12 protein-coding genes and 1 pseudogene are annotated in these 15,761 nt (G+C 71.9%); 8 read left to right on the top strand and 5 right to left on the bottom strand.

Going from position 1 to position 15,761, the window contains the following annotated elements; translation table 11 throughout:
• Positions 1 to 321: 321 nt before the first annotated feature.
• The 7 genes and pseudogenes from ACTMVF_RS19645 to ACTMVF_RS19615 all read left to right on the top strand — a co-directional run bounded on the left by ACTMVF_RS19645 (position 322) and on the right by ACTMVF_RS19615 (position 6,879).
• Entirely contained in the window at positions 322 to 783 is a 462-nt protein-coding gene (locus tag ACTMVF_RS19645) for a single-stranded DNA-binding protein (RefSeq protein WP_441272355.1), read from the top strand.
• Positions 784 to 1,056: 273 nt separating this feature from the next.
• Positions 1,057 to 2,478: a Cys-Gln thioester bond-forming surface protein gene (locus tag ACTMVF_RS19640; RefSeq protein WP_441272354.1), complete on the top strand. Its 1,422-nt coding sequence runs from the start codon at positions 1,057 to 1,059 to the stop codon at positions 2,476 to 2,478.
• A gap of 151 nt (positions 2,479 to 2,629) precedes the next feature.
• Positions 2,630 to 3,163, top strand: a pseudogene (gene cpt, locus ACTMVF_RS19635) (chloramphenicol phosphotransferase CPT).
• A gap of 124 nt (positions 3,164 to 3,287) precedes the next feature.
• Positions 3,288 to 3,902 (top strand): dihydrofolate reductase family protein, encoded by a 615-nt coding sequence (locus ACTMVF_RS19630; RefSeq protein WP_441272353.1) that lies wholly within the window; start codon positions 3,288 to 3,290, stop codon positions 3,900 to 3,902.
• Positions 3,903 to 4,105: 203 nt separating this feature from the next.
• On the top strand, positions 4,106 to 5,770 hold the full coding sequence (gene ettA / locus ACTMVF_RS19625; RefSeq protein WP_441272352.1) for an energy-dependent translational throttle protein EttA: 1,665 nt from the start codon (positions 4,106 to 4,108) through the stop codon (positions 5,768 to 5,770).
• Between the two features lie 6 nt (positions 5,771 to 5,776).
• Entirely contained in the window at positions 5,777 to 6,190 is a 414-nt protein-coding gene (locus ACTMVF_RS19620; RefSeq protein WP_441272351.1) for an acyl-CoA thioesterase, read from the top strand.
• Entirely contained in the window at positions 6,187 to 6,879 is a 693-nt protein-coding gene (locus ACTMVF_RS19615) for a hypothetical protein (protein WP_441272350.1), read from the top strand. Before ACTMVF_RS19620 ends, ACTMVF_RS19615 begins: the two co-directional genes overlap by 4 nt.
• Positions 6,880 to 6,962: 83 nt before the next feature.
• Here the strand turns inward: ACTMVF_RS19615 and ACTMVF_RS19610 are convergent, their stop codons facing one another.
• Entirely contained in the window at positions 6,963 to 7,376 is a 414-nt protein-coding gene (locus ACTMVF_RS19610) for a globin (protein ID WP_062701212.1), read from the bottom strand.
• A gap of 109 nt (positions 7,377 to 7,485) precedes the next feature.
• Here ACTMVF_RS19610 and ACTMVF_RS19605 point away from each other — a divergent pair, with 109 nt between their 5' ends.
• Complete coding sequence (locus tag ACTMVF_RS19605; RefSeq protein ID WP_441272349.1) at positions 7,486 to 8,481, top strand: methyltransferase domain-containing protein; 996 nt, start codon at positions 7,486 to 7,488, stop codon at positions 8,479 to 8,481.
• Positions 8,482 to 8,551: 70 nt separating this feature from the next.
• On the opposite strand, the gene ACTMVF_RS19600 is transcribed toward ACTMVF_RS19605, so the two are convergent.
• The 4 genes from ACTMVF_RS19600 to ACTMVF_RS19585 all read right to left on the bottom strand — a co-directional run bounded on the left by ACTMVF_RS19600 (position 8,552) and on the right by ACTMVF_RS19585 (position 15,744).
• Positions 8,552 to 10,108: an FHA domain-containing protein gene (locus ACTMVF_RS19600; RefSeq protein WP_441272348.1), complete on the bottom strand. Its 1,557-nt coding sequence runs from the start codon at positions 10,106 to 10,108 to the stop codon at positions 8,552 to 8,554.
• 136 nt (positions 10,109 to 10,244) lie between these two features.
• Positions 10,245 to 11,591: a vWA domain-containing protein gene (locus ACTMVF_RS19595; RefSeq protein WP_441272347.1), complete on the bottom strand. Its 1,347-nt coding sequence runs from the start codon at positions 11,589 to 11,591 to the stop codon at positions 10,245 to 10,247.
• A 109-nt stretch (positions 11,592 to 11,700) separates the two neighbouring features.
• Positions 11,701 to 13,206, bottom strand: coding sequence for a protein phosphatase 2C domain-containing protein (locus tag ACTMVF_RS19590; RefSeq protein WP_441272346.1), 1,506 nt, complete (start codon positions 13,204 to 13,206; stop codon positions 11,701 to 11,703).
• 3 nt (positions 13,207 to 13,209) lie between these two features.
• Positions 13,210 to 15,744 (bottom strand): tetratricopeptide repeat protein, encoded by a 2,535-nt coding sequence (locus tag ACTMVF_RS19585; protein WP_441272345.1) that lies wholly within the window; start codon positions 15,742 to 15,744, stop codon positions 13,210 to 13,212.
• Positions 15,745 to 15,761 lie beyond the last annotated feature (17 nt).

Here is a 15,761-nt window from a genome sequence, read left to right as displayed (position 1 = left end):
CACGTGGTGGCTCGGGCCCCGGGGCGACCTTGGGCAGGGGCCGGTGGCTCACTCGTTCGGGTGGCGGAGATGTCCACAGGCGGGCGGTGATCCACAGGGCTCAGCGGGCTCGGCCCGGCGGAGGCAGTCTGGCTTCGCGGCGATCGCGACGGAAGCGGTCGATCGCGGTGACGGCGGCGGCAGGGACGTACCGGGGACGTACGCGAGACATCCCGGGGACGTGCCAGGGGTGCGCGGCCGTCACGTCGGACGCAGCCGTACGGGACGGGCCCGTACGTGTATCCGCCCGGCCGGCGCGGCCGGGTGAGGGAGGGGTTCGAGATGAACGAGACGATCGTCTGCGCGGTGGGCAACGTGGCCACGCAGCCCGTGTACCGGGACCTGCCGACGGGACCGTCCGCGCGCTTCCGGCTGGCGGTGACCGCGCGTTACCTGGACCGCGGGAAGAACGAGTGGACCGACGGCCACACCAACTTCTTCACGGTGTGGGCCAATCGGCAGCTCGCCACCAACGCCGCCGGGTCGCTGAACGTGGGCGATCCCGTGGTGGTGCAGGGCAGGCTGAAGGTGCGTTCGGACGTCCGCGAGGGGCAGAGCTGGACCTCGGCCGACATCGACGCGGTGGCGATCGGCCACGACCTCGCCCGCGGCACCTCGGCCTTCCGGCGCACCCTCAGGCCGGATACGGGAGCCGCCGCACCGGACCGCCCCGAGCCCGACTGGGAGACGCAGCCCGCGCAGGGTGAAGCCCAACAGGCTCCGGAACCAGCGGCAGTGACGTGACGTCAGTCACGCGCGACCGCCGACGCCGAAGCTGACCGAACTGCGGCTTATCGACGAATGCGTTCCGAACGACCCCGGTGGATTTGTCGATAAGCCCTGCTCGCAACGGATCTTGGCGATAACGATTCCGAGTCGGATCGGCCCTCCGACGGGATCACAGGGAAGCGTGGTGCGGCGCGTCCCTAGGATGCCGGACATAGCTCTAGGGGCTTCTGATTCTGCTGGTGGGACCCTATCCCCCACGTCAACGGGTCCTGCTCGAAGGGGAATTCTGTGTTTTGTGCGTTCTCCGCGCTGTCGGCGCGCGGACGAGGGACGGCTTCCCGCCTCGCCGCCTCGACCCTGGTGTCCGGCCTCGTGGCCGCCTCGGTGATGGCCGGCGCGGGCACGGCCGCGGCCGACGCGACGGCGCGGAGCCAGGGCGGGGCGACCGCCACCATAGGCGGCCTGAAGACATACGGCGCGGCGGTCGTCCACGCCGACTCCGGCGACCAGGAGATCTCGGCGGGTCTGTTCGAGATGTCCGTCGACGGCGGCGGCACCCTGCAGACGTACTGCGTCGACATCCACAACCCCACACAGCGCGACGCCAAGTACCACGAGACGTCCTGGGACGGCACCTCGCTGGGCGCCAACAAGGACGCGGGCAAGATCCACTGGATCCTGCAGAACTCATACCCGCAGGTGAACGATCTCGCGGCACTCGCCGGCAAGGCGGGCGTCGAGGGCGGCCTCACCGAGCAGGACGCGGCGGCCGGCACCCAGGTGGCCATCTGGCGCTACTCCGACGGCGTGGACGTCGACGCCGTCGACCCGCAGGCCGAGAAGCTCGCGGACTATCTGGAGCGCAGCGCACGCGCCGTGGCCGAACCCCAGGCGTCGCTGACGCTCGACCCGCCCGCGGTCTCCGGCCACCCCGGCGAGCGGCTCGGTCCGGTGACGGTGCACACCAACGCCGGCAGCGTCACGGTGACGCCGCCCGCGGACGCCGCCACCAGCGGGGTGCGGATCGTGGACAAGGACGGCAAGGCCGTCACCTCCGCGGCCGACGGCGGTCAGGTGTTCTTCGAGGTGCCCGAGAAGGCCGCGGACGGCCAGGCCGAGCTGACCGTGCAGGCCTCGACGACCGTGCCGGTGGGGCGGGCCTTCGCCGCGGAGAGCCGCAGCCAGACGCAGATCCTGGCCGGCTCCAGCGAGTCGACCGTCTCGGCGACGGCGAGCGCGACCTGGGCAAGGACCGGTGCGATACCCGCACTGTCCGCGACGGAGAACTGCGACAAGGGCGGTGTCGACATCACCGCGGCCAACGAGGGCGACGAGACCTTCACCTTCGAGCTGCTCGGGATCGAGTACAGCATCCCGGCGGGCGAGTCGCGGACGGTGACGGTTCCCCTCCAGGAGGACCAGGCCTACGACTTCACCATCCAGGGCCCGGCCGGCTTCGAGCAGCGCTTCACCGGAGTGCTGGACTGCATGACGCAGGCGACCGAGGCCGACAAGGCGGGCACCGTCACCCAGACCGTCAGCGAGCCGAGCCCCGCCACGGTCGGCACCACGTCCGACGACACCAACCTCGCCGCGACCGGTGGCTCCGCCATGACCCCCCTGATCGCGGGCATCGCCATCGGCCTGGTCCTGATCGGCGGCGCGGCCCTGGTCCTCGTACGGAAGAAGGAAGCGCGGACGCAGGGCTGAGCGCCGGCGCGACGGCGAATGAGCGCGAGGTAACTCACCGAGGGGGCACGGGCCGACGTGGCCCAGGCCCCCTCGAAGCGGCCTGGCGCGCCGGCCGAGCGCCTGCCGAAATTCGCTCCGTGCCGGGCGGCAGGTGTCCTGCTGTGGCGCGGTGGCGACTCAGGTGATCATCCTCAACGGTGGTTCCAGCTCGGGGAAGTCCGGGATCGTACGGTGCCTGCAGGCCGTACTGCCGGATCCATGGCCGGCGTTCGGGGTCGACGCGTTCGTCGACGCCCTGCCCGCGAAGATGCAGGCGTCGGACGCGGGGATCGCGTTCGCCGCCGACGGCGGCGTGAGCGTCGGAGCGGACTTCATGGCGCTGCAGACGGCCTGGATGGAGGGCATCGCGGCGATGGCCCGTGCCGGCGCCAGGAGCATCGTCGACGACGTCTTCCTCGGCGGGACGGCGTCCCAGCGGCGCTGGGAGAGGGCTCCCGGCGGAGTGGCCGTGCTGTAGGTCGGCGTCAGGTGGGAGAGCGCGGTCGCCGCAGGCCGTGAGATCGCACGGGGAGACCGGGTCCCGGGGATGGCCGCGCTGCAGGCGGCGGTGGTTCACGAGGGCGTCGCCTACGACCTGGAGGTGGACACGACGCACACCGAGTCCCTGGCGTGCGCACACACCATCGCGGGCCGGGTCGGCTGACCGACTCGGCTGACCGCCGCGGCAGAGCCGGTGGTGGGCCTTTCAACGATCTCGATGAGTTCTGGAAGCGCGCCGGGTCTATGGGTACGACGGTCGCCCGAAGCCCGCCCAGAGGGGAATGATCATGTCCACCGCAGACAACCCGCAGCGCATCGACACCACACCCGGCCCGCCGGTCGCCGACACGGAACGCCAGACCGCCGGAGGCAAGGTGCTCTGGCACTTCACGATGTCGCTCGACGGGTTCGTGGCGGGGCCGAATCATGCGATGGACTGGATGACGGGGGTCTCTCATCGGCCCGGCTTGGTCGAGGAGTACGCCGAGACCACCGGCGCCGTGCTCGGAGGTCGGGACGGCTGGGACGCCTACCCGGAGGCCGGCAACATCTACGGGGGCGCGTGGCAGGGGCCGCTGTTCGTGCTCACGCACCGTCCCGACGACGCGCAGCCCGCCCAGGGCGTGACGTTCTTGAGCTGCGATGTGGCCGACGCCGTCCGGATCGGGCTGGAGGCGGCCGGGGGCAAGAACCTCGAAGTCTTCTCGCCCACGATCGGCCGCCAGCTCCTCGAACGCGGACTGATCGACGAGATCGACCTGCACATCGCGCCGGTACTCCTCGGCGACGGGATCCGGCTGTTCGACAACCCCGGCGGCTCCCCTCTACGGCTGGAGCTGCTCAACGGCGACGACCGCTCGGCCGCGGTGAACGTGCGGTACCGGCCGGTCACGACCGGGTGACTGCCCTGCGTGAGCCGACACGGACGCCGGCGGCGACACCGCTTGGCGTCCGGGGGGCCGCTGAGCCGTGTCGTGGGTCCCACAGGCAGCGAAACACCAGGTCAGAGCCTGCCCGTCATACGCGTTTCCACCCAGGGGTGGCGGTACGGCAAGATGGGGTGTATCTGCCCACTGCCAGATTTCAAGCTGCCGGACGGTTTCTCTTGGCTGAGTTCATTTACACCATGCGCAAGGCGCGCAAAGCGCACGGCGACAAGGTGATCCTCGACGACGTCACCCTGAACTTCCTCCCCGGGGCGAAGATCGGCGTCGTCGGCCCGAACGGTGCCGGTAAGTCGACCGTTCTGAAGATCATGGCGGGCCTTGAGCAGCCGTCGAACGGTGACGCGTTCCTGTCGCCCGGGTACAGCGTCGGCATCCTGATGCAGGAGCCCAAGCTGAACGACGACAAGACCGTCCTGGAGAACGTCCAGGAGGGTGTCGCCGAGGTCAAGGGCAAGCTCGACCGGTTCAACGAGATCGCCGAGCTGATGGCCACCGACTACTCCGACGCGCTCCTCGACGAGATGGGCAAGCTGCAGGAGGACCTCGACCACGCCAACGCGTGGGACCTCGACGCCCAGCTCGAGCAGGCCATGGACGCGCTCGGGTGCCCGCCCGGCGACTGGCCCGTCGTCAACCTCTCCGGTGGTGAGAAGCGCCGCGTCGCGCTGTGCAAGCTCCTGCTGGAAGCCCCTGACCTGCTGCTGCTCGACGAGCCCACCAACCACCTCGACGCCGAGTCCGTGAACTGGCTGGAGCAGCACCTCGCCAAGTACGCGGGCACTGTGGTCGCCATTACTCACGACCGGTACTTCCTGGACAACGTCGCCGAGTGGATCCTGGAGCTCGACCGCGGGCGTGCCTACCCGTACGAGGGCAACTACTCCACGTACCTCGAGACCAAGCAGACCCGTCTGAAGGTCGAGGGGCAGAAGGACGCCAAGCGGGCGAAGAGGCTCAAGGAAGAGCTCGAGTGGGTCCGCTCCAACGCCAAGGGGCGGCAGGCCAAGTCCAAGGCGCGTCTGGCCCGCTACGAGGAGATGGCCGCCGAGGCCGAGAAGATGCGGAAGCTGGACTTCGAGGAGATCCAGATCCCGCCGGGCCCGCGCCTGGGCAGCATCGTCGTCGAGGTCAACAACCTCAGCAAGGCCTTCGGCGAGAAGGTCCTCATCGACGACCTCTCCTTCACGCTGCCCCGTAACGGCATCGTGGGTGTCATCGGCCCCAACGGCGCCGGCAAGACGACCCTCTTCAAGATGATCCAGGGTCTGGAGACGCCCGACTCCGGCGACATCAAGGTCGGCGAGACCGTCAAGATCTCGTACGTCGACCAGAGCCGCGAGAACATCGACCCGAAGAAGACCCTGTGGGCCGTGGTCAGCGATGAGCTCGACTACATCAACGTCGGCCAGGTCGAGATGCCGAGCCGCGCCTACGTCTCCGCCTTCGGCTTCAAGGGCCCCGACCAGCAGAAGCCGGCCGGCGTGCTCTCCGGCGGTGAGCGCAACCGGCTGAACCTCGCCCTCACCCTCAAGCAGGGCGGCAACCTGCTGCTCCTCGACGAGCCGACCAACGACCTCGACGTCGAGACGCTGTCCTCGCTGGAGAACGCCCTGCTCGACTTCCCGGGCTGCGCCGTGGTCGTCTCCCACGACCGGTGGTTCCTCGACCGGGTCGCCACCCACATCCTCGCCTACGAGGGTGAATCCAAGTGGTTCTGGTTCGAGGGGAACTTCGAGTCGTACGAGAAGAACAAGATCGAGCGGCTCGGACCGGACGCCGCGCGTCCGCACCGCGCCACCTACAAGAAGCTGACCCGGGGCTGATCGATCTTGCGGCACATCTACCGCTGCCCGCTGCGCTGGGCGGACATGGACGCGTACGGCCACGTCAACAACGTGGTCTTCCTCCGCTACCTGGAGGAAGCCCGTATCGACTTCCTGTTCCGCCCGGATAAGGACTTCAAGCAGGGGTCCGTGGTGGCGCGCCATGAGATCGACTACAAGCGGCAGCTCGTCCACCGGCACACCCCCGTCGACATCGAGCTGTGGGTCACGGAGATCAGAGCGGCGTCCTTCACCATCACCTACGAGGTGAAGGACGACGATCTCGTCTATGTGCGCGCGTCGACGGTGATAGTGCCGTTCGACTTCGAGGCGCAGCACCCGCGCAGGCTCACCGCGGAGGAGCGGGAGTTCCTGCGGGAGTTCCGGGACGACAGCGAGGAGGAGGCCGTCGCCGCATGACGGTGCTCCACCTCGCCGACGAGGGGGAGGCGGCGGATCTCGCGGCCTTCCTCTCCCGGCTGCTCCACTACGACCGTTCCGCCGCGGTGCGCCTGCAGGCGGCCGGCACCGCGCTCGCCGTCTTCGGGCGTCCGCCGTCCTTCGAGGTGCTGGCGATCCGCGCGGTACGACTGGCGAAGCCGTACGAGAACGGGCTCGACGTCACGCTGGACGTGACCGTGTCCGCGGGCGAGCTGCTGGAGTCCGTCGACGAGGCGGCCGGCACGGCCGTCGTCCCGGCCGCGGTGACCGGCCCGCCGTGGGCCGGGGTGCTGCCGCCGCGCGGTGGCTGGCGGCGCGAGGCGGAGCTGCCGGCGCCGGGCGAGCTGCAGGCCATGGTCGGCGCGGCGGTCGCCGAATTCCGGTCCCGCACGCAGGAGCTGGCGCCCGAGCGGCGTACCCGGGCCGAACTCGACCGGATCGGGCGTGAGATCTGGTCCCGGACGGTCGGGGACACCCGGCTTCCGGTACGGGCCGTGCACGCGGCCCAGTCGCTGGGCTTCCTGCGCGTACGAGGCGGCACGCAGGCGCCCGACGCGGCGCACCTGGCGCTGTTCTCGTCGGGCGCGTGGCTGAGGCTGCGTACGCCGTACGGGTCGATCGCCGTACGCAGGGCGGGGCTCGGGGCGCTGGACGTCAGCGTCCGCTGAACCCGGCCGTACGAGCTGATCCCCACTGGGCACACTGATCCCGGCCGTACGAGCGCTCCGGCTGCTAGGCCGATACGGCGGGATCAGCCCGCCGTGTTCACCATCGACGCCGCCGCGTACGTCAGGTAGTTCCACAGCGTCCGCTCGTGCTCCTCGGAGAGGCCGAGCTCGTCGACGGCGACCCGCATGTGCTTCAGCCAGGCGTCGTGGGCCGCGCGGTCGACGGTGAAGGGGGCGTGGCGCATCCGCAGCCGGGGGTGGCCGCGGTTCTCGCTGTACGTCGTCGGGCCGCCCCAGTACTGGATCAGGAAGAGGGTCAGGCGCTCCTCGGCCGGGCCCAGGTCCTCCTCGGGGTACATGGGCTTGAGGATCGGGTCCTCAGCCACACCCTCGTAGAAACGGTGGACGAGTCGGCGGAAGGTCTCCTCCCCGCCGACCTGCTCGTAGAAGGTCTGCTCCTGAAGCGTGCCGCGCCGAATCTCATTCACATCACCCATGGTCTCAGACCGGGCGGACCAGGACTCAAGGCCTAGGACCACCCGCACCGAGCCCTCGGTTCCGGCCGCGGCACTCGCCTCGTGCCGCCCGCCGCAGCACAGTGGACGTATGAGCGCGCAGGATCTCGGCAGGGACGCAGAGGAGCTCGCCGACGTCGCCTCCTCGGCGCGGGCCGCACTGGTCGGCGAGATCGACGCGAGCGGCGCGTGGGCCGAGGACCCGGTGTGGCGGGAGGCCTTCGCCGCCGTGCCGCGGCATCTGTTCGTGCCGTACTACTACGTCGGCGTCGCCGGCGGCTACGAGCGTCGCTGGGGCCAGAGCCCCGATCCGGCCGCGCGGGAGCGCTGGGTGCGCGGGGCGTACCTCGACACCCCGCTGGCCACCCGGCTGCGCGACGGCGAGCTGCTCTCCTCCAGCAGCCAGCCGTCCCTGATGGCGATGATGCTGGTCGCGCTGGAGGTGGAGGACGGCAACAGAGTCCTGGAGATCGGCGCGGGCACGGGCTACAACGCCGCCCTGCTCGCCCACCGGCTCGGCGCCGACGACCTCGTCACCACCGTCGACCTGGAGCCGGAGATCACCGAGTCGGCCCGGCAGCACCTGGCCGCCGCCGGGTACCACCCCGTCGTCGTCACCGGCGACGGCGCCCGCGGCGTACCCGAACGCGCCCCCTTCGACCGGATCATCGCGACCTGCACCCTGCGGTCGATCCCACGCGCCTGGCTCGCCCAGTGCCGCCCCGGCGCCCGCATCCTGACTCCGCTCGCCACCGGCCTGGTCGCCCTCGTCGTGCACGACGCCGAGCACGCCGAAGGGCACTTCCTGCACACGCCCGCCTACTTCGTGCCGCTGCGCGGCGGGAGTCTGTCCGAAACGGAGCCCGCTCACGTGGGCGGGCTGCCCCGCCGGGCCAGGGAGCACGAGCTGTTCCGCTTCCTGCTGGCCCTGACCCGCGGCAGCCTCGATCCACAGGAGGCGTACGCGCTGTGGGAACGCGAGGGGCAGCCGCCGCGGGAGCGGTACGGGATCACCGTGAGCGGCGAGCACGAGTGGGCGTGGCTGGACGATCCGGAGGGGCCGTACGCATGGGCACTGCCCCGCTGACACGCCGGGAGGGGGCGGTCGTACGGCACCTTCTCGCCGTACGACCGCCCCCTCCCGGTGTCGAGAAGATCTAGCCGCGTCGGATCGTGATCGTCGTCCACGCCCCGACGTGCACCCGGTCGCCGTCCTGCAGCGGTACCGGCACGAAGGGCTGGATCGGCTCCTCGGAGCCGTTCACCGTCGTGCCGTTCGTCGAGTTCTGGTCGACGACCGCCCAGGTGCCGTCCGGCTGCTGGACCAGGACCGCGTGCTGGTGCGAGACGCCCGGGTCCTCCGGCGGCACCGACAGGTCGATGTCCGGGGTGTCGCCGGTGGAGTGGCGGCGGCGGCCGATGGTGACCTGGTTGCCGGTGAGGGCGCGCTGCTGCTCGGGCGAGTACGCGGGCAGGTTCAGGCCCGCGGCCTCGGGGCCGGAGCGCTGCATCATCGCCATGAAGTACTCGCGGTCCGGGCCGATGGTCGCCGACCAGGTCGTCGGCTGCTGCTGGTAACCCGGGCCGGGGGGCGGCGGGGCCTGCGTCGAGCCGGGCTGCGGGTAGCCGTAGCCGCCCTGAGCGGGGCCGCCGGGACCACCGGGACCACCGGGGCCCGACGACGGCGGCGAGATCACCCAGTCGTCACCGCCACCGAAGGACGGGCCGCCCTGCTGCGGAGGACGGTGGGTCTCCTGCGGGAACCCGGACGGGGCGGGCGGGCCGCCGGGGCCGGCCTGCCCGGGCTGCTGGAACGCCTGCGGAGCACCGCTGGTCGCGCCCGGACCGCCGGGCGGGGTGGGGCCGGGCGGCGGTGGCACCGGCCGTGACGGGTCGCCGCCGAAGCCGGAGGGGCCGTTGCCTCCCGGGCCTCCGTGGCCGCCGGGTCCGCCGGGGTTGGGGTTGCCAGGACCGCCGGGGCCTGGGCCGAAGCCGCCGGGTCCGCCGGGGTTGGGGTTGCCGGGGCCGCCGGGGCCTGGGCCGAAGCCGCCGGGTCCGCCGGGGTTGGGGTTGCCGGGACCGCCGGGACCCGCGCCGAAGCCGCCAGGGCCAGGGCCGGGACCGGGGCCACCGGGCCCACCGGCACCACCCGGACCGCCATGGCCACCCGGACCGCCAGGGCCACCCTGCCCCTGCGGCTCCGCGCCGAACGGCGGGATCGGTTCCGCCGGGCGGTTCACCTGGGACGGGCGCGAGCCCTGGTACTCGTACGAGTCACCGCCGCCGAACGACGGCGGCGGCGCCGACTGCTGCTGGAAGTGGGAGGGCAGGCCCGGGCCGCCGGGCGCCGGGGTGCGCGGGGCCGCGGGCGTGTACGACGTCGCCGTGTTGGTCAGGAAGTTCCACCGGCACTCCTCGCAGAACGGCGCACCGCCCTCACGCGGCGTACGGCACTGCGGGCAGAGCTGCGGCTCCGGTGCGGCGGACGTGGGCGGCGGGCCGCCCTGCTGGCCGGCGTTCGGGCCGCCGAACGGACCGCCGGGGCCGCCAGGGGCGCCGGGCCCACCGGGGCCGCCAGGGGGCGGGAAGCCGTAGCCACCGCCGGGCGGGGGCGGCGGGGGAGGGGGCGGAGGTACGGCACCGGCCATGCGGTGACCGCAGACCTCGCACCAGTCGTCGGAACCCGACTGGTGTCCGTTCGGGCAGGTCGGCATGTCGGCGCTTCCCCCTCTCCTTTCCGGCCGGTTCGACCGGATTTCTCCAACCCCGAGGGGTCAGGCTCGCTGCTTTTCAGGGTCCTGCTAGGGCACTACTTGCGCATTACTAGGGCGCTACTTGGGCACTACTCGGTCACTTCTTTACACGAACAGTCTTTGTCGACCGTGTCTCGAGAGTCATCTCATCGGCCTCCGCGACCTTCGCCTTCAGTCGCACAGTACCTGCCGCGGCATCGACCACGTCCACCACCTTCGCAAGGAGTTTCGCCGTATCCGCGTTTCCGGAGGCGCTGGCGAGCTGAACGGCGCGGCCCAATTTGGCCGTTGCTCCATCCATATCCCCCGCTTTGCGTAGATCCAGACCTTGCTGGATGGCTTGTGCCAGTTCGGCTTGGCCCGTGTAGTGGGCGACCTGGGGGTTGATCGACGTCGAGGCGACCATGTCGTCGGTCCATACGGCCCGTACGAGCCCCTGAGCGCCCAAGTTCTGCGCGGTGCCGTCGGGTTGCGGGATGACCAGGGAGACCCGGGCGGCGAGCATCTCCCGGCCGAGGTCGGCGGCGGGAACCTCGACGCATACGTGGTAGTCACGGGACTCGTCGCCCCAGGAGCCGGTGGGGTAGTCCCCGGCGCGAGGGCCGGCCTCCGTGCGGCGGTCGGTCAACTCCTCGACGGTCGGCGCGACTTGCTTGACGAACTTGATGGTCGTGCCGACCGGCGTCCACACGCGCAGCGCGACGTCCGCGACCTCCTTGCCCATCGCCGTCTCCATCATCCGCGTGAAGTCGGCGGCGAGACCGGCCGGGTCGGCGACGATGTCGGCGCTGCCGAGCAGGGCCGAGGCGATCGCTGTGACTTCTTTCACTTCCCAGTCCGTACCCACGCCACGGGCGTCACAGGTGAAGCGTCCGGCACAGGCGTCGAGCGCGGCCCTGAGGTCCTCGGGCGACTCGTGTTCATTGCGGCCGTCGGTGAGCAGGATGCCGTGCCGGATGGCGACGTCGGCCGAGGACAGCAGGCGGTCGGCGAGGCGCAGCCAGGTGCCGATGGCCGTGCCGCCGCCCGCGCTGAGCCTGCGCAGGGCCTGCTTGGCCTGGTCGCGGGTGGTGGCGTCGGCCACGGCCAGGCGGCCGCCGCCCGGGTAGACCTCCTTGGCCACGTGCGTGCCGCCGATCACCGCGAAGTGCACGCCGTCGCGCAGGGTGTCGATCGCGGCGGCCGTGGCGTCGCGGGCGTTGCGCATCTTGGTCGGCGGGTAGTCCATCGAGCCCGAGCAGTCGACCATGATCGCCACCGCCGCGGAGGGACCCTGCCCCGGTGAGTAGAGGTGGGGTGCCGCGACCGCGCTCCCGACCGTGCCGCCGCCGGTCGAGGTCACCGTGACGATCGCGTTGACCTCGCGACCGCCCTCCGGCAGGTACTCGTTCTGGTACACGTCCACAGAGAACTGCGGCACGTTCGACTTCGAGAAATTGGCCATGTGCTCTCAAATCCCCCTAAAGAACCCCGTGGTGGGGCCATGGCTGTCGGCGGACCGGTCCCCTCCGGTCCGATGAGGCCGTCCAGGCTGCTGTCCCCGTGGTGCGGCCTCAGGCCGATCCTGCCCCCATCGGCGGTGCCGGGAACGGCACGACGGCCACTGTTACGTTGTCGTGGCCCCCGCCGTCGAGGGCGTGACCGACGAGCACCTGGGCGCTGTGCAGGGGGCGCGCGGCGGCGTCGAGGGGCACCACCTCGGCCATGTCGTCGGCCGCCTCCGCGTAGTTCCACAGCCCGTCCGTGCACACCACCACCACACCCGGACGGTCCGGCTTGAAGGAAGCGGTGTGCGGCTCCAGTTCATAGGCGTCCGCGCCGAGCCAGCCCGTGATCGCGTGGGCGCGCTCGTCGGCGTACGCCTCGGCCTCGTTCATCAGGCCGGCGGCGACCATCTGCGCGGCCCACGAGTCGTCCTCGGTGAGTCGCGCCGGGGGCGTGCTGCGGTCCACCGGGACCCAGTAGGCGCGGCTGTCGCCGACCCAGCCGACGATCAGCAGTTCGGGCGTCACCACGGAGCCGACGATCGTGCAGGCGGGGGCGTTCTGGTGCGGGCCCTGCTCGCGGACCGTGGCCGGCTCGGCGGCCAGCGCGTTGACCACGTTCGCGGCGGCGACGATCGCGTCGTGCATGGCCTGCTGCGGGTGCGTGCCGCGCGGCAGGGCCGCCAGCAGCGACTCGCTCGCCGCCCGGGACGCGGCCATCGACGCGTCGTCGGGACGGGTCGCCGAGGACACTCCGTCGCAGACGATGGCGAGGACCGCGGGCCGGCCGTCGGGCAGCGCGGTGCAGGCCACGGCGAACGCGTCCTCGTTGCGGTGGTGGCGCAGACCGCGGTCGCTGACGGCGGCCACCGGACCGGCGTCCAGCTCCATGTGGTCGCGTTCGCGCGGCTGGGCGTGCCCGCAGTTCTCGCAGTACCCGTCGTGGTCGACGCGGCCCGCACGGCAGGCCACGCACACCTTGGTGCCCTCGGGCGGGGTCGGCAGGTCGGTGACGACGCGCGGATCGGGCGCCTGCAAGGGGTACTCCTCGGGCTCGGGAGGACGGTCGAAACGGACGCCGGAGGCCGAGGAGTCGGGGGAGCCGGTCGGGGCGGGCGGGCCGTGGGGAGCGGGCGGCGTCCCCGGGCCGGCCGGCGCGCCGTGGCCGCCCGGGGCCGGGACGGTGGGGAAGCCGGGTGGTGCGTGGTGGCCGGGGGCCGAAAAGCCGCCGGGGAGGCCGGGGTCGGCGGAGGCCGAGGCGCCGGGCGACACGTCGGGACCGCTCGCCGCCCGCGGCATCGGTGCGGCGTGCGGCGGTGACGGGGGGAGCGGGGGCGTGCCCGGGGGCAGTGCGTGTCCGCCCGAGCCGTCCGGCGTGGCGGCGCCGGGCCAGTCCGAGCCGGGCGCGCCCGTGGCGGGGGGCGGCGCCGAGCCGTTCATGACGATGGTCGGGTTGTCGTCCGGCCGTACGGGCACGGCGGACAGGTCGTATCCGCACGCACCGCAGAAACGGTCACCCGACTCGAGTGGCCATGCACAGCTCGGGCAGGCGGACAGCTGGGGCATCTGCGACATCAACTACACCCACGTCCGGGGGCGGTAACGGTTGGCACGTTCCACCAGGTCGATCCTCTCCTCGCCGCCCCGTGCGAGCCGGGCCAGCGTGCGGTACGAACGCTCCAGGCCGAAACGCAGTCCCCGCTCGTCCAGGCCGCTGCCGAGCAGCGTCCGTCCTCCGGTGGCGGCGGGAGGGGCGGAACCCTGGCCACCGGAGAGTATCCAGTCCAGCGCGCAGCCGAGGACTTCCGCCGACAACTGCTCCCGGCGCGCCGGGTCCAGTCCGTACGCGTCCAGCGCCTCGACCTGGCCCGCGGCCGCGGTCAGGTCGTCAAGAAACGGTACGTCAGCGGCGAGCGCCGTGCGTCCACGCAGCCGGGCGCGGACGGCCGCCACGCGTGCGGCCGTGTAGTGAATGGAGCTTTCCGGAACCGACTCAAGCGTCCGTACGGCGCTACGGCGGTCGCCGGCCGCCAGCTGGACGCGGGCGAGACCGAAGGCGGCGCTCACATAGCTCGGGTCGGTCGACCACACAAGGCGGTAGTACTCGGCGGCGTTGTCGAGTTGGCCCAGCACCTCCGCGCACAGGCCGAGGGCCAGCTTGGGGGCCATCTCGCCGGGGAAGGCGTCGTAGATCGCGTCGAAGGCGAGCGCGGCGCCCTCGTGGTCGCCGGTGACGAGCGCGGCCACGCCGCGGTACCAGACGACCCGCCAGTCGTCGGGCCGCTCGTCCTCCAGCTTCAGCAGGGCCTCGTGCGCGGTGCCCGTGTCGCCGTTCTCCAGCCAGGCCCGCACCTGCCGCAGCCGCGTCTCGGTCGACGGCGCCGCAGCGGCGGCGAGGGCACCGAGCAACTCGGCCGGCGCGGTGGTCATCAGACCCGCCAGGAAACCGGCGTTGGGGTCGGAGGGGTCGACCCGGGGGACCGGAAGCGCGAGGGCGGCGACGGCGGCGTCGACGACCTTGACGATGCCGGCGGACATGGCGGACACGGCGGGCAGGTTGGCCGCGGGGAGGGAGATTCGCTGCTGGGTGCGCTTCTGGGTACGCACGACCCGCGCCCCCAACCGCGACACGTCGCCGGCCGCCTTCGGGAACAGCTCCGTGTCCGTGACCCGCACCTCGGGGCCGAACAGGGTCGACAGCGACGGCCTGGCCCGACCCGTCTGCAGGGACACCACCTCGCGCAGCACGCCCGTCAGTTGCTCCGTCATCTCCTGCGCGGAGGCGAAGCGGCGGGCCGGGTCGGGGTCGGTGGCGCGGACCAGGAGGCGGTAGAAGGACTCGTACTGGCGGAAGACCTCGATGTTGTCGGGGTCGGGCAGCGAGTCGACGTAGACGTTCGTGTAGCCCTGGAAGTCGAAGGCCAGGACGGCCAGGGTGCGCGCGACGGTGTAGAGGTCGGACGCCACCGACGGGCCGACCTCCGCGACCTCCGGCGCCTGGTAGCCCACCGTGCCGTAGATGGCCGACTCGTCGTCGTCCATCCTGCGCACCGCGCCCATGTCGATCAGCTTGAGCTGGTCCTCGGTCTGGATGGCGTTGTCGACCTTGAAGTCGCAGTACAGCAGGTTGCGGCTGTGCAGGTGGCCGAGGGCCTCCAGCGCCTCGATGCCGTACGCGCACGCCTGCTCGACGGGGAGCGGGTCACGCTTCCCGGTGGGCGTACGGCGGCCGTTGGCGATCTCCTTCAGCGACTTGCCGCCGACGTACTCCATCACGATGTAGCCGTCGAGCGAGCCCGTGCGCTGGTCGAGATGCTCGACGAAGTTGTAGATCCGCACGATGTTGGCGTGCTCGATCTCCGCCAGGAAGCGCCGCTCGGAGATCGCCGCCGCCATCGCGTCCTGGTCGCCGGTGTCGAGCAGGCCCTTGAGCACCACCCAGCGGTCGGAGACCGCGCGGTCCACGGCGAGGTAGATCCAGCCGAGGCCGCCGTGCGCCAGGCAGCCCACGACCTCGTACTGGCCGTGCACGATGTCGCCGGCCCTCAGCTTCGGGACGAAGGAGTACGGGTGACCGCACTTCGTGCAGAAGCCCTCCGTACGGCCCGGCCGGTCGCCGCGCGCCCGGCCCACCGGCGCCCCGCAGTCCGAGCGGGAGCAGAACCGCTTGCGCTCGGGGACCTCCGGGTTCTCCAGCACCATCGCGCGCGGGTCGGGCCGCGGCACGTCCGGGACCTGGACCAGGCCGACGCCGAGCCGGCCACGGCCGCTGGAGCCGGCCGTCGAGCCGGAGCTGCGCACCGACACCGAGCGGCTCGTGGAACGGCCCGACAGCGAGCGCGACAGCCGTCCCGACACCGAGCGCCGGGACTTCGACGACTGCGATGACGTACGCGAACTGCCGCGGCCGGTGGAGCGGGAGCTGCCGCTGCCCGCCGAGCCGCGTGAGCCCTTGCCGCCGGCCGTCACCCCGGTGGGCGGCGAGCCCACCATGCCGGTCGCCGAGACGACCGGGGCGAGGCCGCAGGTGTCGCAGTACAGCTCGCCGCTGCCCACGTCCTCGTAGGTCCCGCCGCAGTCGGGCCGCTGGCAGCTCTGTTGTGGCTGACTCATGACGACGACTCCCCCCT

Source organism: Streptomyces sp. SD31 (assembly GCF_052068475.1).
Lineage (GTDB): Bacteria > Actinomycetota > Actinomycetes > Streptomycetales > Streptomycetaceae > Streptomyces.
This window is presented reverse-complemented; position numbering and strand designations above follow the sequence as displayed.